Source organism: Bacteroides sp. OM05-12, assembly GCF_003438995.1.
Taxonomy (GTDB): domain Bacteria; phylum Bacteroidota; class Bacteroidia; order Bacteroidales; family Bacteroidaceae; genus Bacteroides.
On the sequence record NZ_QSUN01000010.1, the window covers coordinates 1 to 23,112 of the forward strand.

Sequence of the window (23,112 nt, forward strand, 5' to 3'; positions counted from 1 at the left end):
TACATATCTTGTTTGTTTTTATAGTATGTTTTCCACTGTCTCTTTAATATGCCACTCTGTCCGTGCGCTTCTTCAGGAGTAAGGTAGCTATTGCTCAGATGCGGTCTTCTCTTGTTGTAGATCCCTATAATCTCTGCTATCCGCTCCCTTCCCTGCTCCAAAGATTCTATAGTTTCCCTGTTTAACCACTCCTCTTTCAGGATGCCATTCACCCTTTCGGCAACAGAATTTTCCTTAGGGTCACCGTTCTCTGTCATGCTAATCTGTATTCCGTGCGATTGCAGCAGTTCCACATATGCCTTGCTGCAATACTGTACCCCGCGGTCAGAGTGATGCATCAGCCTGTGCCCGGAAGGCAGGTTCTCCAAAGCCATTTTCAGTGCGGCGAGAGGACTTTCCATGCCCAGGTTAGCGGACAGATACCAGCCCACTATCTTATGGGAATACACATCGGTCAGCAGGCTCAGATAGATGAATGTGCCGTCACGCAGCCTTATGTACGTGATGTCAGCTACCCAAACCTGGCTCGGACCATCCGGAATGCGCCCTTTCCATAGATTGCTGAACTTATGGAAATGATGCCAGGACAAGGTGGTCACAGGACGGGATGTCCTCTGCTTCCTGACCAACAGCCCGTTGACTCCGAGCAAGTCGAAGAATGCATCACGCCCCGGAACAGTACCTGCGGGAAGACGCTGCCGTACCAAATGCAGTAGCTTTCTTCCACCCAGAACGGGAAGTTCCTTGCGGATAGCCACAACCTCACGAAGGACAATCTCTTCCGCAAGGGCAGACTTCTGCCCGCGATTCAAGTGTTTGTAATAGGCTTGTTTAGAGTATCCAAGCAGTGCACAGCAGGAGGGGATACTAACCCCGTCAATGCCATGAAGCCTGCTCACGGCTTGGAACCAAAGTTTTTTCGAATCTCGACACCGAACTTCTCTTCAGCCAAATCTATCATCGTCTCGCTCAAACGGAAATGGAGAGTAGCTTCTGCCAGTTGCTTATCCTTGTCTGACAGTGCCTTTTGAGTTTTGGAAAGGGCACGCTCAAGCTCACGGATACGATTAGACTGGGCGGATTCCATGTCTGTCTGCAAAAGACGTTTATTACGACGCTTTACCATAATGGTGGATGCTTTCAAATCTTCTGTGCATGCAAATTTACGCTTCCAGTGTGAAATTATACTAGCATCAGGAAGAGAATATTTACGGGCAACCTCAGAACGAGACATACCGCTAAGATAATCGCGGAGGACTGCTGTACGTAAGCAAACTGGATAAGCCCTGCCCATTTGACCACGACGTTGTACTACTTTTTTTAATTCTTTTGAACTCATTTGATGATCTGTTTGAGTCAACCTATAGCAGGACAAGACAGCTGAAAATTAAAAATGGGACGGTACAAAATTAACTATCCAACTTTGGGGGTGCACTTCAAAAAACAGCGCCTTCACTTTAATTAAATAGTAATCAATAATATAAGAGCAAAAGTGCTAAGGTGAAGGCAAGTCAAAGTAAAAGTTGAATAACAGCTAAATTGGCAGAATAAATAAACTAAAACGCCTAAGGGAGTATCAGTTTACGCTCCAGTAGATGTAAGCCAACGCTCAAGGGAGCGGTAGCTGTCGTCCCCTTGAGTGATCACCAACGCTCCCTTAGGCGATTTATAAAATAACCTTGATGTTTTTAAAAATCATCAGATTGATTAAAAAAATCGTACGGTCGTTTGTAAACAAAGATACGGTCGATTGCCGACAAACTCCTATCGTTTGCAAACAATCGACCGTATCTTAATTTTAAAGTATCTTGTATTACCCTAGTAACTGCTTCACCATACTGGAGATAGCACGTCCCTCTGCTTTTCCCGCAAGTTGTTTGGTAGCTACACCCATCACTTTACCCATATCTTTTGCATCTGTAGCTCCTACCTCTGCAATAATAGCTTTAAGAGCAGCTTCCAATTCTTCGGCAGACATTTGCTTCGGCAAATAGGTTTCAATAACTTTTACCTGAGCCAATTCCTCATCGGCAAGATCCTGACGCCCCTGCCCGATATAAATCTCGGCTGCATCCTTCCCCTGTTTGGCAAGTTTCTGTATAATTTTCATCGCAGCCTCATCTGTCAACGTATCATTTGCTCCCGGAGCAGTCTTAGCTTCAAGAAAGAATTTCTTAATGTTTCTCAACGTTTCCAGTTTCACTTTATCTTTGGCCTTCATAGCCTCCTTGATATCATTGCTGATCTGATCAAATAAGTCCATAATCTATTCTGTTTTTAAAATGTTATTATTCTAGAGTTTTCATCCGAGGCATCCTCTTCAAATGCTTCCGTTTCGACAACCGCTTTCGAGCAGATAGTATCCAATGTAGCTTTATCACGCTGGTAAGTAGGTGACATCTCTACCATTGAAATAATATCGTCATTGTCCAAATCTTCCGGAGAGAAGATATAAAGATGACGTTTCTTGGCACGTGCACGCTGTATGCCCGAAATAAGATCCGCACCGTAAACATCGGTTATCTTCTTCTGTTTTGCATCTTCTATCTCGTCGGTAATCTCTTCTCCGGCAAAATCCTTCACATCGAAACCGGATGCCAAAAGCGTTATTTTAACGGATGTATCTAAAGAATTATCCGTCGCATATCCCCAAATGACTTTTACATTCGGATTAAGTTTCTTCATGAAATCATGAATAGCACCAACTTCATCCATCATAAAATTGGCACTCTCGCTAAATGTCAGGTTAATCAACACTTTCTGCGCATTGACAATATCCGTATTATTAAGCAAAGGCGAATGAAGCGCATCCTGAATGGCTTTTTCCACACGATTGTCTCCATCGCCCAATCCGGTACTGATGATAGCCACACCGCCATTACGCAACGTAGTACTTACATCGGCAAAGTCAAGATTCATAATACCTTGTTCGGTAATAATTTCGACAATACTTTTTGCGGCGATAGACAAGGTATCATCCGCCTTGGTAAATGCGTTGATAAAGGTAAGATCGGAATAAATAGAACGAAGACGTTCGTTATTGATAATCATCAATGCGTCCACATTCTGTTTTATCTGTTCCACCCCTTCGATAGCCTGTATGATTTTCTCTTTACCTTCAAACAAGAATGGAATCGTAACGATACCGACTGTCAGGATATTCATTTCTTTGGCTACGCGGGCAACCACCGGAGCTGCTCCCGTACCGGTTCCACCACCCATACCGGCTGTGATGAACACCATCTGAGTGCCATCGCTCAATAAATGTTTTATATCTTCAATACTCTCCTCTGCGGCATCTTTTGCCTTAGGAGGGTTATTCCCGGCTCCAAGTCCGTGGGTTATCGTAGGCCCCAACTGCAATTTTACCGGGATAGGAGATTTAGCAAGAGCCTGATTATCCGTATTACAAAGAGCAAATGTTACACCATGTATGCCTTCTTTATACATGTGATTAACGGCATTACCACCTCCGCCTCCCACACCGATAACTTTGATGATACTGGGAGTTTCATCGCCGGAGAAATCAAATGGCATAAGTTGATTATTATCTGTCATAACTGTACCTTTTTTATATGATGTAAATTACTCGTTTTATTTATCTTCATCGTCGAAAAGAGTTCCAAGTGCGTTTGTTCCGGACTCTTTCACCTTATCAAACCAACTTTTCTTGTTCTTTTTCTCTTCTTTCTTGCGCCGTTTTTCTTCTTCCAGCTGTTCCTTCCTCAATCGTTTTTCCTCTTCACGTTGCTTTCTGTCCTCTTCCCGAAGTTTTCTTTCTGCTTCATCAAGAGTGACAGCTGCTCCCCCCTCTTCTTCAGCATCTTCCAACAACGAATTTACAGGTTTAACTTCTTCCGGTTTACAACAATTATCCTCTCCGGCAAACATGAGCCCCAGAACAGTATTATAGGTGGCATCACTTTTTATCATATCCGGTTCACAGGCTTTTACTCCCTGCAAAACAGAACGAACGATCTTAATCTTTTCTATCTTGGTCTTTTTACGAATGACTTCTTCAATATTCTTTAAATTAGCCCCTCCGCCTGTCAGGATAATCCCTGCCAAAAGCTGCGTTTCATAACCGGACACCTGAATTTGATTCCAGATATTGGCTACAATTTCCTCTGTACGTGCTTCTATTATATCGTTCAAAATCTTTTCCTCAATGACACGTTTATCATTAAGTTCTACAGTCTTGGGTGATTCGCCTTCTGCCTCCGGTTCATTAACAGCACTTCCGTATTGCTTTTTCAACTGCTCGGCCTCAGACTCCTCGATTTGGAGATTACATATATCACGTGTAATGCTGTTTCCGCCGATAGGCAATACCGTAAGATGACGCAGAATGTTGTTTTTATATACGGAAACCGTAGTAGTATCTGCTCCTAAATCAACCAATGCACAACCAGAACGCTTTTCTGTATCAGACAATACCACATCAGCGGTAACAATCGGAGATATAAAATAGTCGGCAACTTCAATATTTGCCTGAGCAAAACATTTCTCCAAGTTCTTCTTAACAGAATCACGGGCTATGATATTTAAGAAACGGCCTTCAATATGATTACTCAACACACCTACCGGATCTATCTGAAAGTTATTTCCGATACGATATTCCTGCGGTGCTACATCCAAAATATCCAAATCAATTAAAGGAACCTGAATATTTTCATCATTAATTTCGGCAACCAACTCTTCCGAAATCGTATTCTCCCCTTCTAAGTGACGGACAACCGTATTCTTAACTGTACGCAAGGACTGACCGCCTATACCGACATACACCTTAGCGATAGTCGCACCCAGTTTACCCTCCAACTTATTGATAATTGAAGTCAGACTTTGTGCAGTTTTATTCAAATTATAAATCACTCCCTTTCTAATGAATGAGGATGAATCTTCACTGGCACAAGCCAGTACATAAATACTCCCATCACTATTTTTCTTTCCCGCTATTCCGGTAATCTTGGACGACCCCAGTTCGATAGCCACAATAAAATCTGTTACTGCCATATCTTACTCCTTTTTAGTACAAATTATCTGATTATTGAATTCCAAACTGATTCTGCTATATTTGTTCCATCCTACCTGATTCAAAGCTTTCTCATAAAAGAGTTTCAACTTAGCCAGCTTCTCTTCAAAATTATCAATCTTACCAAGGAACACAATATGCTCACCAACACGAGGAACCAATTCTACTTCTTTCTCAGGTGTTACGTTAATCTGTTCAATCTGCGCATCCCAAAACTTGTCATTCTGAAGAAACAAACCGAACTTATATAAATCTTTTGTTGCGAACGTCTTATCTACATTTCCGGTTACAATAGCCAGATGGGCTACACAATTCGCTTCCGGTGGCATAATCTTGCCTTTATTATCAATATAATAGTTTTCCCCTTTATTACTCATTACTCTTAGAATGGGCAAACGCTGGGTAACTTCGACACAAAGAGAGCCTCCAGGAGTTTTATAACATTCAACATTTTCTATTAAAGGATGTTCATTCAATTGTTTTTCAAGCAAATCCGTCCGTATACTTTCCATCTTCTTTCCAATCGGATAAAGCCCTTTCTTTCGTAAAAGGCTACCCACTTCGTCTCTGGTTATAAATCCGGCATTGACACTGTCTTTTATAATCAATTCAACCCTTTGGCAGACCTGGTCGGCAGGTTTACCACTAAAGGCTGTCAATGCAATAATCAAATATGCAATGATAAGCAATAAAACAATGAATAATAAGACCTTCTTTATCATCTATTATTAAGCAATTTCTGGATTTCAGGTACATAGTTATCTATATCCCCTGCTCCAAGAGTTATCAAAACTTCTATCTTCTTATCCTTTAAAACATCCAATATATCTTCCTTGCGACAAACCATCTTTTCAATTCCGGGACGCAAATTATCATAAATCAACTGACTGCTTACGCCCGGTATCGGCTGTTCGCGAGCCGGATAGATATCAACCAATATCACTTCATCCAACAACGAAAGACTTTCGGCAAATTCTTTATAAAAATCCCTGGTACGTGTATACAGGTGCGGTTGGAATATTGCCGTAATCTTTTTATCCCTGTATAATTCACGGATAGAAATCACACTTTGCTTTATTTCAGCCGGATGATGGGCATAGTCACTCAAAAACACCACTTTATCATTCTTTATTTTGAAATCAAAACGACGGTCTACACCTCTGAAACTTGCCATCCCATCCTTTATCTCTTTTGCCGTCACACCATTAAGCCATGCCAACGCCATTGCGGCAACACCATTTTCTATATTAATGGTTACCGGAACCCCCAACTGAACATCTCTAATCGTCTCCGTCGGAGTAACAAAATCAATAAAAATCTCCCCATTACCGATGCGTATATTCTCTGCATGAAAATCTCCTTCATCCTTAGAATAAGTATACACCTTCACTCCGTCCTGTACTTCCGGTTTTAAGGTTACTCCCTTACGGATAATCAGACAGCCTCCCGGTTGGATAAGCGTTGTATATTTACGAAAACTTTCAAGATAAGCCTCTTTCGTACCATAAATATCCAAATGATCAGGATCGGTAGCCGTAATTACGGACATATAAGGAGACAACCAATGGAATGACCTGTCAAACTCATCAGCCTCGATAACAATGAATTCACTTTTATCCGACAATATTAAATTTGTACCATAATTCTTTGAGATTCCTCCCAAGAAAGCAGTACAATCAATATGGGATTGATGCAGCAGATGTGCAGCCATGGTAGAAGTCGTCGTCTTACCGTGTGTACCGGCAACACACAAACCTTTAGCCGAGCGGGTTATCATACCCAATACCTGCGAACGCTTGTGGATTTCAAAACCGTTCTCTACAAAGAATTTTAGTTCCTGATGATCCTGAGGTATAGCCGGTGTATAAACGACTAATGTTTCCTCTTTACTCCGAAAACTATCCGGTATCAAATCAACATCTTCCTTATAGTGTATATCAGCCCCTTCCTCTATCAACTTTTCGGTCAATTCACTTGGAGTACGGTCATACCCGGCAACTTTCTTCTCTTTAGAAAGGAAGAATCGTACCAGTGCACTCATGCCTATGCCTCCCGCACCGATAAAATAGACCGATTTAATGGTATCAATATCCATGTCCCTTTTTATATTTCTCCGCCAACTTATAAACTTCTTCTGCAATGATATTTGCCGAATCAACATGAGCCAATTTAGCAATATTCGCACTTAAACCTTTTAAAATATCTTCTTTATGAACAGTTTCCATTGCCACATCCAGCAGCTTCTCATTTGCCTCACTGTCTTTAACATATAATGCGGCATCTTTTTCAACCAAAGCCAATGCATTCTTTGTCTGGTGATCTTCTGCAACATTTGGAGAAGGAACTAGCACTACAGGCTTACTTAACAAACAAAATTCAGAAATAGATCCTGCGCCGGCACGAGATATTACTAAATCTGCGGCACTATAAGCATCTTCCATTTTAGAAATAAAATCCATCACATATAGCATAGGTAAATCTCCAGCCTTGGCAACAGCCGTCTTTGCCTGTTCAAAATAGATTTTACCAGTCTGCCAGATAAACTGTACATCCGATGCTTTTATCTTTCCTAATCCGGCAATCATACATTGATTCAAAGTACGGGCACCAAGACTGCCTCCAACAATCAATATCGTTTTCTTATTCGGATCTAAGCCAAAAGACGCAACAGCCTCTTCTTTTGTAATATGCGCATTCAGTAAGCCTTGTCTCACCGGATTGCCAGTTAGGATAATCTTATCTTTTTCGAAGAACTTCTCCATACCATCATAAGCCACACATATCTTTTTGGCTTTCTTTGCCAACAGCTTATTCGTTACTCCGGCATAAGAATTCTGTTCCTGTATTAATGTAGGAATGCCCATCATTCCTGCGACTTTAAGAGTAGGTCCGCTTGCATATCCTCCTACACCAACAGCTGCATATGGTCTGAATTTCTTTATAATCCTTCGTGCTTTCAACTGGCTTTTTGCCAACTTATACAGCACCGCAAAGTTTTTCAACAGGTTCTTACGGTCGAACCCGCAAATAGGTAAGCCTTCTATTTTGTATCCGGCAGCAGGCACACGCTGCATTTCCATCCGGCCTTCTGCACCGACAAAAAGAATTTCTGCATCAGGATGCTGTTCTTTAATAGCATTCGCGATAGAAACAGCCGGAAAGATATGTCCTCCGGTTCCTCCGCCACTGATTATTATTCTCAAATTTTCTTTCATTCTCCAGTTGTATATCAACAAACAAAAGTATAAATAAACTATCTAAATCAACAGACAATCCTACTATTTATTCAATAATAACCTCATCTTGCAAAGACTCCGCTGTTGGTTCATCCTGTATTAAGGCTTCCCCTGCTAATTTTTCTTTTTCTTCTTGCTCCAATGTATATCTGCTTACACTTAAAATCATACCGATATAAACACAATTAATAAGCGTAGAAGTTCCTCCTTTACTAATGAGAGGCAAGGGCTGACCCGTAACGGGGAACAATCCCACTGCAACACACATATTCAATATGGCCTGGGTAACCAATATCAGTCCAATTCCCATAACAAGAAAAGTAGCGAAATTCCCTTTTGCCTTTTTAGCTATCTTTCCGGCTCGTACCAACAAACATATATATAAGAATACGACGAAAGCACCACCTATCAAGCCTAACTCTTCGATAATGATGGCAAAGATAAAATCAGAAAATGCTTGAGACAGAAAATCGCGTTGAATACTGTTTCCCGGCATCTTACCGACAACATTGCTTGTTGCTATAGCAATATTAGCGTGAGCAATCTGTGCATCTTTATCAATATCAAACTTCTCGGGAGGTACAGCATCTTTGTTTTCAAAGAAATTCTTAAAGCGATTCTGCCATGTTTCCAAACGGTGAAGCCCCGGAGTATTATGTAATGTATCCGAAGGAATAGCAACCAAAGTACCGGCTCCCAATGCTCCGGCAAGAGCAAGTATTCCAATCATTTTACCAAGCTGACCAAAAGGCACACGACCTATAAACATCATCAAAACGACTACTCCAAAAAGCAAAGCAGCCGTACTAAGATTCTCCGGTGCAATAAGCAAACAAATTACAGCGGTAATCCACATTATATATTTAAACGCTTTCCGGTTAGCACCATTTTCTTCCTGCATTTTCGATAGGATGAGTGCTGTCGCAATAACAACTGCCATCTTAGCAATCTCAGAAGGTTGAAACTGGATTCCGAAAATATTCATCCAACGAGCTGCACCATTCGTCATTGCCCCTAATAACGAAACAACAGCTAACAAAATAGCAGAAAAAGGTACGAGAAAAATAGGTAATACCTGATACCATTTATAGTTGATATTGTGAACAAGTAAAACGATGACGACACCAACTGTAAGAATGATAATATGCTGCGTAATAGGTCCCCAATGATTCCCGCTCTTGTAAGTCAACGTACTCGACGCACTATAGACCTCCACGATGGATATCAAACACAGGAAAAGGAATATAATCCATATCACCCTATCACCCTTGAATAATTTACCTACAAAATCCATTATTTAGTATTATAAGTTTCTAACACATTCTTTAAACTGATCACCACGATCCTCGTAACTTTTAAAAAGGTCAAAACTTGCACAACAAGGACTCAACAACACAGTTTCTCCTTTTTTAGCCATTTGATATGCAGCGTCTACTGCATCTTTCATACTTTGAACATCCGCAACTGGCAATCCCATCTTATCAAAGAAATCATGTAACTTTTCATTATGTAATCCCAGATAGACTAAACCACTGCACTTTTCTTTAACCAACGACTCTATTTCCGTGTAATCATTTCCTTTATCCTTACCACCCAAAATCAGAATTGTCTTTGTCGTCATACTTTGAAGTGCATACCAACAAGAATTCACGTTCGTCGCTTTGGAATCATTAATAAAATCAATACCCCGTACGCGGGTGACCTTTTCAAGACGATGTTCCACTCCTTTAAAATCACTCAATGCTGCACGGATACACTCTTTACGTATACCGGCAAGGTTTGCAGAAATACCGGCAGCAAGCGAATTATATAAGTTATGTGTACCGGTCAAAGCCAATTCCTCTTGTTCCATATTGAAAGCCATTGGTTCTGTAAAATAGACCTTATGATCTTCTGCATAAGCTTTTACTCCCTCTTCTTTAATAGCAGAAAACGGATAGAGTCTCGCATGAATGCCATATTTATGCAGCTCTTGCTGGATAATCGGGTCATCATTCCAAAAAATAAAAGCATCCTCATCTGTCTGATTCTGAATAATACGGAATTTGGCATCCACATAATTCTGCATCTTGTGATCGTAACGATCCAAATGGTCAGGAGTGATATTCATTAGTACAGCAATATTAGCACGGAAATCATACATGTTATCCAACTGAAAACTACTCAGCTCAATCACATAATAATCATAATTACATTCCGCAACCTGTAATGCCAGACTTTGTCCTATATTTCCAGCTAACCCGACATTCAGCCCTGCACTCTTAAAAATATGATAAATTAATGAAGTAGTAGTAGTCTTACCATTACTACCGGTAATACAAATCATCTTTGCATTTGTATATCTTCCTGCAAATTCTATTTCAGATATAACAGGAATTCCTTTAGCTTTCAATTTAAGAATCATCGGAGCATCATTAGGTATACCGGGACTTTTTATAACTTCATCCGCATTCAATATCAATTCCTCCGTATGGTGTTCTTCCTCCCACTGAATATTTTTAGAAACCAAAAGTTCTTTATATATATCTTTAATGACAGACATATCCGATACAAACACATCGAAGCCTTTCTTTTTTGCCAAAACAGCTGCTCCGGCACCACTTTCACCAGCCCCTAATATGACAATTCTCTTAGCCATTTTTATCTTATCTTTAAAGTTATAATCGTTATTGCAGCCAATACAATCGTAACAATCCAGAATCGAACCGTAATCTTCGATTCATGGAATACATTGGTTGGCTTAGTAAATATATAGGTACAGTTGGGATCCAACTGAGCTATTGTCGTTCTGAAATGATCATGAATAGGTGTCCTTTTGAAAATTCGTTGAGCAACTCCTCTCTTCTTTCCTTTCTTAAAATATCTGACTTGAAGAATCACGGATAAATTCTCAACTAAAAAGACGCCACATAAGATTGGAATCAATAATTCTTTATGAATAATAATAGCCAATACTGCAATAATTCCACCTATTGTCAGGCTCCCCGTATCTCCCATAAAGACTTGTGCCGGAAATGCATTATACCATAAAAATCCTATTAGAGCTCCGATAAATGCACTGATATAAATTACCAGTTCTTCACTTCCGGGAATATACATAATATTAAGATATCCCGCATATTCAATATGGCTAGACACATAAGCCAATATACCAAGGGTTAGTCCTATTATGGCCGAGTTGCCCGCAGCCATACCATCCATTCCATCATTTAAATTAGCACCATTGGATACTGCCGTTACTACAAAAATTGTCACCAACACAAAAATAATCCATCCTACAGGTTGAGCATAATCTCCCATGAAACCTACTAAATCGGCATAATCAAAGTTGTTATTCTTAAAAAAAGGAATAGTGGTTTGCGTAGACTTCACACTTTGGCTCTTATGAACTATTTCTACCACTTCACCAGCACGTTGCATCTCGATATTTTCACGTATAACAACGTCTGGACTCAGATAAAGTGTTAGTCCGACAATCAGCCCAAGACCAATCTGACCAATAATCTTAAACTTCCCATGTAATCCTTCTTTATCCTTCTTGAACACCTTAATATAATCATCCAGAAAACCAAGAGTACCAAGCCAGACAGTAGTAATGAGCATTAAGATCATATAGACATTATGAAGCTTACCCAATAAGAGACAAGGTATAAGTGTAGCTACAATAATAATAATTCCTCCCATTGTCGGTACCCCTTTCTTATTGACGTTGAAAGGATCAATTGATGCATCCCGTTGTGTCTCGGTTATCTGCTTCCTCTTCAATATACTAATAAATTTGGAACCGAATATTGCAGAAATCAGTAATGCAAGGATAACGGCTATTAATGAACGGAATGATACATAACCGAACATTCTTGCTCCGGGAAAATCAAACTTCTCTAAAAACTGAAATAAATAGTATAACATAACATCTAATTATTCATGTTCAAACACTTCTTTCAATATCTCTTTGTCATCAAAATGATGCTTTACTCCCTTAATTTCCTGATAATTCTCATGGCCTTTACCAGCAACAAGAATGACATCTCCCGGCTGTGCCAACATACATGCCGTACGGATAGCTTCTTTTCTATCTACAATTGTTAAGACCTTACCCCTCTGTTCTGCATTCAGCCCCGCCATCATATCGTCAATAATATCCTGCGGTTCTTCGTTACGGGGGTTATCGGAGGTTATGATAACTCGATCACTTCCTTTTACAGCTTCTTGCGCCATAATCGGTCGTTTTCCTTTATCCCTATTCCCTCCGGCACCTACGACAGTTATTACCTGCCCTCTTCCTTCCAAAACTTCATGGATTGCATTCAATACATTCACCAAGGCATCAGGAGTGTGTGCATAATCTACAATTGCCGTATACCCTTTCGACGAACGCATTGAATCAAAACGACCGGCAACAGGACGCAATGTTGTTAAAGCGACCAATACGTCTTCTTCCTTTTTACCCAACAAGCAAGCAGCCCCGAATACAGCCAACAAATTGGATGCATTAAACTTACCGATAAATTGGACAGCCAACTCTTTTTCATTGAAATTTAGAATCATACCTTCGAAATGGGATTCCAATATCTTTCCTTTAAAATCTGATAAACTTCTCAGAGAATAAGTATAGACCTTCGCTTTGGTATTTTGCATCATCACCAACCCATTCTTATCATCCAAGTTAGTCAGGCAAAATGCATTCTTCGGCATATCATCGAAGAACTTCTTTTTAGCTTTCAGATAATTTTCAACCGTCTTATGATAATCTAAATGATCACGCGTCAAATTAGTAAAGATGCCTCCGGCAAACTTCAATCCACTTATCCGTTTTTGTGCAATTGAATGCGAACTAACTTCCATAAAAGCATATTTACATCCAGAATCGGCCATCTGCCCAAGCAACTTATTCAAGGTAATCGGATCCGGAGTAGTATGGTCAGTCGGAATAGCTTCTTCATCAATATAATTGCAAACAGTAGAAATCAAACCTACCTTATAACCGAAATGACGAAACATATTATATAATAAGGTGGCAATTGTCGTTTTGCCATTTGTTCCGGTTACACCAACCAACTCAAGTTTAGAAGTCGGATCATCATAAAAAGCCGTAGCCACTTTCCCGACAGCGTCTTCACTGTCTTGTACACAAATATAAGTTACTTCCTTCAAACGTTCAGACGGAATGGTTTCACACAAAATAGCGACAGCTCCCTTTTCTATTGCTTTAGAGATATAACTATGCCCATCAGCCTGTGTGCCCTTTACTGCAATAAATAAATGTCCGGACTGAACTAATCTGGAATCCATATTTACACCCGTAATTTCAACTTGCTGACTCCCTACAATCTCGCTGACTTGTATATGTTTAAGAAGTTCTTCTAATTTCATGGCTTATTACATTTATTTTAAAATCAATCCAATTGTCTGGCCTTTTCTTACAAGTGTTCCTTGCGAAATACTTTGGGAGTATACCTTTCCCACTCCGGAAAGATTGACTCTCAGACCTTTACTTTCTAATAAATATACCGCATCCTTCGCCCCCATACCGATAACACTCGGAACGAAATCTCTTAAAATATCCCTATGGCTTAAAATCACGGCATTCGGACTTACTTGCGCGCTTCCCCAAATTGGTTTATCAGACTTTGCCAACGTAAACTGAGGTTGATTCTGAATTTTTAGGGCATCCAATATATACTTTGATTTATTAACATCACCAGCCTTCACATTAGGTATTACTACAGAATTCGAGTCTATTGCATTCGCTAGATTATCAGTAAGATTTTTCGCATAAACCCTCTCCGCTATTTTACTGAAGACTTGCGCAGACCAACCGCTGGAAGCCGGAGTGCCGGATTTCTGAATTGCTACCATACAACTGTATTGGGGAGTCTCGGACGGGAAATAACCGGCAAAACTAAGTAAATAGTTTACTTGACCCGATTTATAACCTTTCGCACCTTGCGAAACCTGTGCCGTACCTGTTTTACCGGAGACATGGAATTGTTTGGAACCGGCCGATTTCCCTAAACCTTTACTTACCACCATTTCCAACATATCCTGAATTATCTTTAAAGTCTTTGGTGAACAGATAGCAGGATTCATGATTTCTGTAGGATACTCTTTCAGAATCTCACCATTCCTAGCAATCGCTTTCACGAATTTAGGACGCACCATTACACCATTATTTGCTATAGCATTATAAAATGTCAATACGTTCATTGGCGGAATTTGTGTTTCATATCCAATAGACATCCATGCCAACGCAGTTTTAGACCAACGACCATCTTTAGGACGACGTATATTAGGAGTTCCTTCACCGGGTATTTGCAGATGTAAAGGTTGATTAATTCCGATACGATAAATACCGTCCACAAATTTATCCGGATTATCAAAATAATGCTTATCAATAAGATAAGACACACCAATATTAGACGAATACATCAGGATCTGTGGAAGAGTCAGATATTGATACCCACCTCTACGCCAATTATGATCTTTCATAGGACGTCCATGCATCATCATCACTCCATTACCTGTATCAACGCCATCATCCGGACTAATTACTCCATCTTCCAATCCCACCATAAGAGCAGCAGTCTTAAAGACAGAACCAGGCTCCATCATATCGGATATAGCATTGTTCTTGATTTCACGATAAACGCCGTCACTACATTTCGTCATATTGACAATAGCTTTCACCTCACCGGTAGAAACCTCCATCAAAAGAGCAACACCCACGTTGGCATCAATCTCTTTTAGCTTGTCGACCAATGCTTTTTCTGCTATATCCTGCATACCGACATCAATAGTTGTAATAATATCACACCCGTCAACAGGGGGGACATCCGTAATATTCAGATATTTATTCATCACCTTTTGGCGATGGGTTATTCCATTCCTACCTTTCAATATACTGTCAAACGAAAGTTCCAAACCATTCACAGCTGAGTCTTTGGCAGCAAATACTCTACCCAACGTACGTGTAGCCAAAGAACCGAACGGCTGCTTTCGTTGGTTAAATGCCAATTCATGAAACCCTCCTTTATATTTAGTAAGATTGAAAACAGGCAACCGCTTCGCTTCTTTATATTGTATATAAGAAACGCGCTTTGGGTAAATCAAATAATTACGACTTTTCTTTTTACGTCCTTTCAAGAGATGCTGTTTGAACTCTTTCGCACTTTTATCCGGAAATATTTTATGCAGACCTTCACATATCTCATCCATGTGATTGATCATCATCGTATCTTTTTTTTCTCCACCGGCCTGGAAATCCATATATATTTGGTATTCGGGAAGACTACTTGCCATCAGTTTACCATCAGAAGAAATGATATTGCCACGGTTAGGTTTTACTATAACATTTTCTTTCTTGAAACGATCTGCCACCGCCTGCCAATAATCTCTTTCCGCAAACATCGTAATACCTGCTTTTATGATAATAATCACACCAGTCAGCGCCATCACCAACGTGATGAGCGAATAACGTGTCATGATACTTTTCTTATTCACCGGCATAACTTACTTTTTTATTAAATAAGGAGGATTAGTAGCTGTCTGTAATTCGCTTTGCTGCGTAGATATATATTCCTCTATACGAGATTGACGACTTTTCTCCATTAGCTCTGACGAACGTGTCAAAGCATCATATTTAATATCCGTCAAATCCTTTTTCAACTTATCTATTTCTATCATCTCCTGCTGACAGGAATAACGATTGCTGATATAAAATATCGTCAATATCATAATTAAAATTAAAAGCTTAGTTTGCCGCTTGAGAAAATCATTGGCTAAAATATCTCCGCCAAGGATGCTTTTCAACGACATTCCTTTACCAGAAGTATTCTTTTTTTGCTTCTGCCCTTTTGATGTCTCGTTTATAATATTTTGTTCTTCCATATCACTCACTTCTTTTCTGCTATTCTCAATTTTGCGCTTCTCGAACGTGGATTACGGGCTATTTCATCGTCATTGGGCACAATCACTTTTGTATTAACCAACTTAAAAGGCGTCATTAAATTACCAAAGAAATCTTTATCTTCCTTGCCCTCTACATTTCCTGCTTTCATCATATTCTTCACCATTCGGTCTTCTAAAGAGTGATAAGTAATGACAACCAATCGCCCACCCGGTTTTAAGACCTCAACGGCAGCATTCAGCATCTCCTTTAAAGCATCCATTTCCCGATTCACTTCAATACGCAAAGCCTGAAACACCTTAGCCAATTCCTTTTTCTCCCGTTCCCGTCCAAACAATGGTTTTATAATCTCCAAAAAATCTTCAGTAGTTTCTATTTGTTTGTCAGCTCGCGCTTTTATGATGAAAGCTGCCAGTTTACGACTATTTTTCAACTCTCCGTATAAATAGAATATATCCGCTAACTTTTCCTCATCATACGTATTTACAATATCCGCAGCAGTTATTCCTGCACGTTTATTCATCCGCATATCCAGTTTTCCATCAAAACGAAAAGAAAAGCCTCTGTCGACATCATCAAAATGATGAGATGAGACACCTAAATCAGCAAGAATTGCATCTACACTTTCAACATCATAATACCGCAAAAAATTCTTCAGATACCGAAAATTACTACGAACAAAAGTAAAATGCTCATCATTTACGATATTATTCTCCGCATCCGCATCCTGATCAAACCCCAACAACCTACCTCCATCACCTAAACGACCAAGTATCTCACGGGAATGACCACCACCGCCAAATGTCATATCTACATAAGTACCATCAGGACGAATATTCATTCCGTCCACACTTTCTTTCAATAACACCGGTACATGGTATATAACATTTTCATTCATTCTTCACGTTTCTCATTAAAAGGTTCTGCACTCATTATTTTCTCCAGCTCTCTACCGAATACCTCCGGCTCCATAAACGGGACATCAACTTTCTCTTTTGCCCAAATCTCAATAGTATCATCCATACCAATAAAACGAACATCCAAGACTATCCCACATATTTTCAGATAGCGTTTCGGTATTAAGATTCTTCCATTAGCATCAAGATTAATGACTTCCACATCCGAAACAAACTGACGATACAACATTTGGTGAGAGGGATTCCAACGATTCAAACGACTACGCAAATCCTCAAGCTGTCGATTCCATATATCTTCCGGATAAAGAACAAGGCAATCCTGATAAATATCCTTACGCATAATCAGACGTCCTTCTGCCTGAAGGAGTTTTCTAAATGAAGCCGGAAAGAAGACCCTTCCCTTTGCATCCATTTTCGCCTCTACATTACCGATAAATTGCATATCCCACACCTTATTATACATTTCGAGCTGTAAAAATACACAATTCACCACAATTCCCCACAACTTTCCATGCATTTTTTTTAAATAAGTTATCAACAGGCTATTTTTAACATATTAAGTTGATTTGCAGAGTATTCTAAAAATTAAATATACCCGATTCAAAGACAAGCTCAAGGCAATGAATGCAGCAAAAATTAAATCAGACATTTTAGTTTGAGTGTAATTAATTGTCAGCCATTATTCCAACGGGTATAACGTGTAAAAATATGCCAATCCTAATTCAAATTCTACATTTTATCGACGAATAAGAACAAAATATCTATTTTTCATCTCCTTTTTTCGTTTTTTTTGCGATTTATTAAAAAGATGAGTTATTTTTGCACTTTCATAATTTAAGAGAGGCAATGGCAGAAGACTCTGTTTTTTTGATTGACATAGATAATATCTTACGTACGAAAGCACCGGATAAATATAAGTACATTCCTAAGTTCGTTATTTCGTATCTAAAAAAAATCGTCCATCAAGACGAAATCAATCCTTTTTTGGCAGAATCCAAAGATAAAATCGGTGTAGATTTCCTAGAAGCAACAATGGATTTTTTGGATATCCACATCAAAGTAAAAGGAGAAGAAAATCTTCCGAAAGACGGACTTTACACATTCGTATCCAATCACCCGCTTGGAGGACAAGATGGAGTAGCACTCGGATATATCTTGGGAAAACATTACAATGGTAAAGTAAAATACCTTGTTAATGATCTATTAATGAATCTTCGTAATCTTGCTCCACTTTTTATTCCGGTAAATAAAACCGGTTCACAAGGTAGAAACTTCCCTGCAATGGTAGAAGCAGGATTCAAGTCGGATAACCATCTTATTATGTTTCCTGCAGGGCTTTGTTCCCGTCGACAAAATGGCGTTATAAAAGATTTGGAATGGAAAAAATCTTTCATTGTTGAAAGTGTAAAGAGCCAACGCGATGTTGTTCCTATCCATTTCGAAGGCAGGAACTCCAACTTTTTTTACAATCTGGCGAACATCAGTAAAATGCTTGGAATTAAATTTAACATTGCCATGGTTTATCTTGCCGATGAAATGTTTAAAAACCGGCATAAAACATTTACTATTACGATTGGTAAACCAATATCATGGCAAACATTCGATAAATCAAAAACACCTGCTCAATGGGCAGAATATGTGAAAGAGATTGTATATAAACTGTAAATAGGTAAAAAGAAGAAATTACAATAGACACATGGAAGAGATTATTGCTCCTATAAGTAAGGAAATATTAAAATCAGAACTGACTGAGGATAAACGTTTACGTTTCACTAATAAAAGTAATAATGAAATTTACATAATTACTCACCAAGACTCTCCAAATGTCATGCGTGAAATCGGTCGTCTACGTGAGATAGCATTTCGGGCTGCCGGAGGAGGCACAGGATTACCTTTGGATATTGACGAATATGACACAATGGAAAACCCTTACAAACAATTAATTGTATGGAATCCGGAGGCTGAAGAGATTTTAGGCGGTTATCGTTATCTTCTCGGAACTGACGTCCAATTTGACGAAAAAGGAAAACCCATTTTGGCCACGTCGCATATGTTTAATTTCTCTGATAAATTTATTAAAGAATATCTTCCGACAACAATAGAACTAGGGCGCTCATTTGTAACATTAGAATACCAATCAACCCGTGCCGGTTCCAAAGGTCTGTTTGCTTTAGATAATTTATGGGACGGATTGGGAGCACTAACCGTCGTCATGCCCAACGTGAAATATTTCTTCGGAAAGGTCACCATGTATCCTAGCTACAATCGCAAAGGAAGAGATATGATACTTCATTTCTTAAACAAACATTTTGAAGACAAGGACGGACTGATAACTCCAATGAAACCGCTGGAACTGGAAACACATCCTGAGACACTTGCCCGCCTATTTAATAAAGATACTTTCAAAGAAGATTATAAAATACTAAATAGCGAAATCAGAAAATTAGGATATAATATACCTCCATTGGTAAATGCCTATATGAGCCTTTCTCCAACGATGCGTATGTTCGGAACTGCCATCAACTATGGTTTTGGAGATGTAGAAGAAACCGGCATTCTTATTGCCGTAGATGAGATACTTGAAGATAAAAGAATTCGTCATATCGAGTCTTATATCAAAGAGCATCCTCAGGATTTACAACTGACATCTGGAGCGAATAAAGTTATCACAAAAATAAAATAGTTTTTTATAAGATTCATCGAAAAGAATTCTCTAAAAACCTAAACAAACCGATGTTCCAAGCGATGTAAACAAGTAAATAAACAAATTATTTACATTACTTTTATCTTTCTTGGGAAAGCCTGCTTTGCATTCAAAAATATTTATATATATTTGCTTGCAAAACAGGATAAACTATGAAAAAAAATCTAATCATAATCACTACCTCTCTTTTTATTCTTACAACAGCAGGTATACTCTCATGGCAATATAATATCAATAAAAAACATAATTTACTACTTTCTGTTGACAAATTAATGACAGAACATGCAGATAGTGCATTGCATATATTACAGAAATTCAATAATCCGCAACACTTATATGGAGAAAACGCAGCACTCTATGCCCTACTTATGACACAAGCTCAATATAAGAATTATATTCCGGTAGAAAATGATTCACTCATCCACATAGCTGTCGATTATTATTCTACCCGAAAAGATTCTCTCCGCAAAGCATGGAGTTATTTCTATATGGCACAAGTTTGCCGAGATACTAAAGACAGCAAAAGAGCACTTACCTACTTCCAAAAAGCAGCAATAGCTTCAAACGGATGCCAAAACAATAAATTATTAGCCTTGCTCTATTATCATTGGGGCAGATTGCTGCAAACAGAGTTTCCTTACGAAGAAGGAATAAATAAATTAATGAAAGCCAAAGAATATGAAACACAGAACAAAGATACTGTCAGCCTAATCAACGTACTTGGAGAAATAGGATGGAGCTATATGTACAAAGAAGACTTTCAACAGGCTCAAGCTTATGTATGGGAAGGAATCAAATTGGCACAACACTTAAAAAGCGACGAACAAATTTCTTGGTTATATCAGCATTTAAGCATGTCTTACCTGCAAAACAATCAATTCACAACTGCATTAGAAAAAATCAATGAGTCCATAAAGTATTCTCATAATGACTCTGTTTATTTACTGTATGTCTGGGCAACGAAAGGACTTATATTTAATGATCTTCAACAATACGATTCAGCCTATTATTATATTGAAAAAGGTAAAAGAACTGACAATCTCTACAATATTGCCAGCTACCAAAACGAAATGTCCAGAATAGAAGAAGGCTTAGGTAATTACAAAAAAGCACTAATGTGGAGCAGGTTATACTCCTCTTATAAAGATTCCATTGAAATCTATGAAAGAGACCGTAACTTAATGGAACTTCAAAAAAAATATGATTATTCATTGATACAAAATGAAAACATACAATCAAAAGCAAAACTCCAAAGGCGTGGTATTGCCATACTTGCTATTACCATCGTACTGCTTATTACTCTTTTTGTAACTTATTATATATACAATAAATCAGAAAGAAAAAAAGAAAACATTATCCGCCTCAAAGATACATTATTGGAGCAGACCGTACGGCAACTGCAACAAAAGACCAATGAATTACTACAGAATAAACAAGCAGTTCAAGACAAAGAAAATAAATTAAGAGAGTATATCCTGAAAGAAAGAGGATTAAAAGAAGATATATCATTGAAGGAAAAAGAGCTCCAATCATACATACAACAACAGAAAAAACTAAAAGAACAAATATTCAAAATGAATAAAACAGTACAGAGAATAGAAGCTATGAATTCTTTAAATCTTTACCAAAAGAAACAAGCTAAAGCCCAATTAATATTGTCTGAACAAGAACTTGCAAATCTCTTCTCTGCCATCAATTTCTGTTACAATAACTTCGAGGAACGCTTACGTACTGAATATCCTCATCTAACCAATGATGACATCTATATTTGCTGTTTGTTAAAGATGGGAGTTAACAATCAAAATATAATAATTTTATTAGAAATGAACGAGGAAGCACTCAAAAAACGCAAATACCGCATTAAACGAGAAAGAATGAATCTCAGTCAAGACGGCATCTCTTTAGAAGAATATTTAAAAGATTATTGAAAATACAAGCCAAAAGTCCTTTACTTCTCTTCTAATTCCAACCCACGAGACCAAATGTCCACGTTTTTTTTATTCATATTTTCATATCTGACTGTATATTATATACTTAACATAATAAGATAAGACACAAATGTCCACCTAACTGTCCAATCATTTCCTTGCATAATTCACTTCTTGCCTCTATTTTTGTATCAAACAATCAATAAAACGCTAACTAAATTTAATTGATTATGAAAAATGCATTTATAATAATTATCGGATGGATGGTATTATGCATGGATAGTTTTGCCACAGACCATGAAATCAAACTAAGTGACCGACACCCATCAAGTAAAACTAATCAATATATAGTACCTGTCCATGTAGATATCAGTGAAGCTTTATTAGGAATCCATTTTACAAAAAAAGTACAACAAGTATTTGTAACCGTAGTTGGTCCGGATGGAATAATCTATCAACGTGAAATTACCACCAACACAGCGAAATCTATTTATGTAGATTTAGCTCAATATCAGAATGGAGAATATAGCATTTATTTTCAAGATGCTGAAGGGAACGAAGTTTCGGGAGATTTTTTACTCACAGAATAAATTATTGTCTTTCTAAATCATCCTAATTATGAACTCTATTTTCAAGCTAGGTAAAAACAAAATCAGCAATTTGGCTGTACCTGTTTAAGTTGAATTCAGTTTTGACAGTTACAGCCATTAGAATAATAAAACTGAATCGACAGGAAATGAGAAATAATTCCCGTCTTTCCCTGCCGATAAAAATCGTTGCTTTGCAACTATAAGCAAGAGTAAAGATAATGATTTTAAATGGGAATATAGTATCTAACATTATAAAATTTAAATCATGAGAACAAAAATTATATCTATTTTAATAATGCTTTTTATAGGCGTTACGCTTATGTCTAGCTGTAATAATGAAGAAGAAATTATTACACCTAATAATATGACACAAGTAAAAATGGTATCCGATAACGAATATGCAATTCAAAATTTTATTAACCAAATTAACGGTGTAGAAACAAAAGCTCTTACTTCTACTAACCATACAAAAGATCAAGTAAAAATGAGAATGTATGCAACCGGCGGAGTTGACTGTTTTGATGGTAACGGGAGCTGTCTCCCAGAAGTTATTGTAATTTCTGATTCTAGAACAGTATGGAATCAAACAATTATGGGTTCAGAATTACAAAAGCTAGTAAATGACAATAAAGTCGTTTTGAAAAAAGATTTCAACGCAACCAGTAACACTGAATTCTACATCTATAATAGCACAGGCAATAATAGAACAGAACTAGTTGTACCAGTAGCATACAGGAATAAATAAAAACTCCATATTACCTCTCTACATAATTGTAACAGAGGTAATATTAACTTTTAT

Annotated in this window: 21 protein-coding genes; 5 read left to right on the plus strand and 16 right to left on the minus strand. The window is 38.2% G+C overall.

Annotated features, from left to right (window positions below):
- The 16 genes from DXB63_RS09700 to mraZ all read right to left on the minus strand — a co-directional run.
- Positions 1-899, minus strand: an 899-nt coding sequence (locus DXB63_RS09700) for an IS3 family transposase (protein WP_147332283.1), incomplete at its 3' end; no start/stop codon positions are given.
- Positions 896-1,339, minus strand: a complete 444-nt coding sequence (locus DXB63_RS09705; RefSeq protein ID WP_122126219.1) for a hypothetical protein — start codon at positions 1,337-1,339, stop codon at positions 896-898. The genes DXB63_RS09700 and DXB63_RS09705, both read right to left, overlap by 4 nt.
- 474 nt (positions 1,340-1,813) lie before the next feature.
- Positions 1,814-2,263, minus strand: a complete 450-nt coding sequence (locus DXB63_RS09710; RefSeq protein ID WP_122126220.1) for a GatB/YqeY domain-containing protein — start codon at positions 2,261-2,263, stop codon at positions 1,814-1,816.
- Between the two features lie 14 nt (positions 2,264-2,277).
- Complete coding sequence (gene ftsZ / locus DXB63_RS09715) at positions 2,278-3,558, minus strand: cell division protein FtsZ (protein WP_122126221.1); 1,281 nt, start codon at positions 3,556-3,558, stop codon at positions 2,278-2,280.
- Between the two features lie 36 nt (positions 3,559-3,594).
- A complete protein-coding gene (ftsA, locus tag DXB63_RS09720; RefSeq protein WP_122126222.1) occupies positions 3,595-5,013 on the minus strand; it encodes a cell division protein FtsA in 1,419 nt (472 codons plus the stop codon).
- A gap of 3 nt (positions 5,014-5,016) precedes the next feature.
- Positions 5,017-5,754 carry a cell division protein FtsQ/DivIB gene (locus DXB63_RS09725; RefSeq protein WP_122126223.1) on the minus strand — a complete coding sequence of 246 codons (738 nt, stop codon included), beginning with the start codon at positions 5,752-5,754 and terminating at the stop codon, positions 5,017-5,019.
- On the minus strand, positions 5,751-7,127 hold the full coding sequence (gene murC / locus DXB63_RS09730) for a UDP-N-acetylmuramate--L-alanine ligase (protein ID WP_122126224.1): 1,377 nt from the start codon (positions 7,125-7,127) through the stop codon (positions 5,751-5,753). The genes DXB63_RS09725 and murC overlap by 4 nt, the downstream gene beginning before the upstream one ends.
- Positions 7,117-8,247, minus strand: a complete 1,131-nt coding sequence (gene murG / locus DXB63_RS09735; RefSeq protein WP_122126225.1) for an undecaprenyldiphospho-muramoylpentapeptide beta-N-acetylglucosaminyltransferase — start codon at positions 8,245-8,247, stop codon at positions 7,117-7,119. Before murG ends, murC begins: the two co-directional genes overlap by 11 nt.
- 67 nt (positions 8,248-8,314) lie before the next feature.
- Positions 8,315-9,562 carry an FtsW/RodA/SpoVE family cell cycle protein gene (locus DXB63_RS09740; protein WP_122126226.1) on the minus strand — a complete coding sequence of 416 codons (1,248 nt, stop codon included), beginning with the start codon at positions 9,560-9,562 and terminating at the stop codon, positions 8,315-8,317.
- 9 nt (positions 9,563-9,571) lie between these two features.
- Complete coding sequence (murD, locus tag DXB63_RS09745) at positions 9,572-10,906, minus strand: UDP-N-acetylmuramoyl-L-alanine--D-glutamate ligase (protein WP_122126227.1); 1,335 nt, start codon at positions 10,904-10,906, stop codon at positions 9,572-9,574.
- Positions 10,907-10,908: 2 nt separating this feature from the next.
- Complete coding sequence (gene mraY, locus DXB63_RS09750) at positions 10,909-12,177, minus strand: phospho-N-acetylmuramoyl-pentapeptide-transferase (protein ID WP_122126228.1); 1,269 nt, start codon at positions 12,175-12,177, stop codon at positions 10,909-10,911.
- A gap of 9 nt (positions 12,178-12,186) precedes the next feature.
- The gene (locus DXB63_RS09755) at positions 12,187-13,641 is read right to left on the minus strand and encodes a UDP-N-acetylmuramoyl-L-alanyl-D-glutamate--2,6-diaminopimelate ligase (protein ID WP_122126229.1); all 1,455 of its coding nucleotides are present in this window, start codon (positions 13,639-13,641) and stop codon (positions 12,187-12,189) included.
- A 12-nt stretch (positions 13,642-13,653) separates the two neighbouring features.
- Positions 13,654-15,750 (minus strand): penicillin-binding protein, encoded by a 2,097-nt coding sequence (locus DXB63_RS09760; RefSeq protein ID WP_199604183.1) that lies wholly within the window; start codon positions 15,748-15,750, stop codon positions 13,654-13,656.
- A 27-nt stretch (positions 15,751-15,777) separates the two neighbouring features.
- On the minus strand, positions 15,778-16,155 hold the full coding sequence (locus tag DXB63_RS09765) for an FtsL-like putative cell division protein (RefSeq protein WP_122126231.1): 378 nt from the start codon (positions 16,153-16,155) through the stop codon (positions 15,778-15,780).
- A 5-nt stretch (positions 16,156-16,160) separates the two neighbouring features.
- The gene (gene rsmH / locus DXB63_RS09770; RefSeq protein ID WP_122126232.1) at positions 16,161-17,072 is read right to left on the minus strand and encodes a 16S rRNA (cytosine(1402)-N(4))-methyltransferase RsmH; all 912 of its coding nucleotides are present in this window, start codon (positions 17,070-17,072) and stop codon (positions 16,161-16,163) included.
- The gene (mraZ, locus tag DXB63_RS09775) at positions 17,069-17,533 is read right to left on the minus strand and encodes a division/cell wall cluster transcriptional repressor MraZ (RefSeq protein ID WP_122126297.1); all 465 of its coding nucleotides are present in this window, start codon (positions 17,531-17,533) and stop codon (positions 17,069-17,071) included. The genes rsmH and mraZ overlap by 4 nt, the downstream gene beginning before the upstream one ends.
- Before the next feature lie 404 nt (positions 17,534-17,937).
- On the opposite strand from mraZ, the gene DXB63_RS09780 reads away from it, so the two are divergent.
- The 5 genes from DXB63_RS09780 (at position 17,938) to DXB63_RS09805 (ending at position 23,058) form a co-directional block, all read left to right on the plus strand.
- Positions 17,938-18,756, plus strand: a complete 819-nt coding sequence (locus DXB63_RS09780; protein WP_122126233.1) for a 1-acyl-sn-glycerol-3-phosphate acyltransferase — start codon at positions 17,938-17,940, stop codon at positions 18,754-18,756.
- A 31-nt stretch (positions 18,757-18,787) separates the two neighbouring features.
- On the plus strand, positions 18,788-19,774 hold the full coding sequence (locus tag DXB63_RS09785; protein WP_122126234.1) for a GNAT family N-acetyltransferase: 987 nt from the start codon (positions 18,788-18,790) through the stop codon (positions 19,772-19,774).
- 173 nt (positions 19,775-19,947) lie between these two features.
- The gene (locus DXB63_RS09790) at positions 19,948-21,723 is read left to right on the plus strand and encodes a hypothetical protein (protein ID WP_122126235.1); all 1,776 of its coding nucleotides are present in this window, start codon (positions 19,948-19,950) and stop codon (positions 21,721-21,723) included.
- Between the two features lie 230 nt (positions 21,724-21,953).
- On the plus strand, positions 21,954-22,313 hold the full coding sequence (locus tag DXB63_RS09795) for a DUF3244 domain-containing protein (protein ID WP_122348125.1): 360 nt from the start codon (positions 21,954-21,956) through the stop codon (positions 22,311-22,313).
- A gap of 265 nt (positions 22,314-22,578) precedes the next feature.
- Positions 22,579-23,058: a hypothetical protein gene (locus DXB63_RS09805; protein ID WP_122126238.1), complete on the plus strand. Its 480-nt coding sequence runs from the start codon at positions 22,579-22,581 to the stop codon at positions 23,056-23,058.
- Positions 23,059-23,112: the final 54 nt, after the last annotated feature.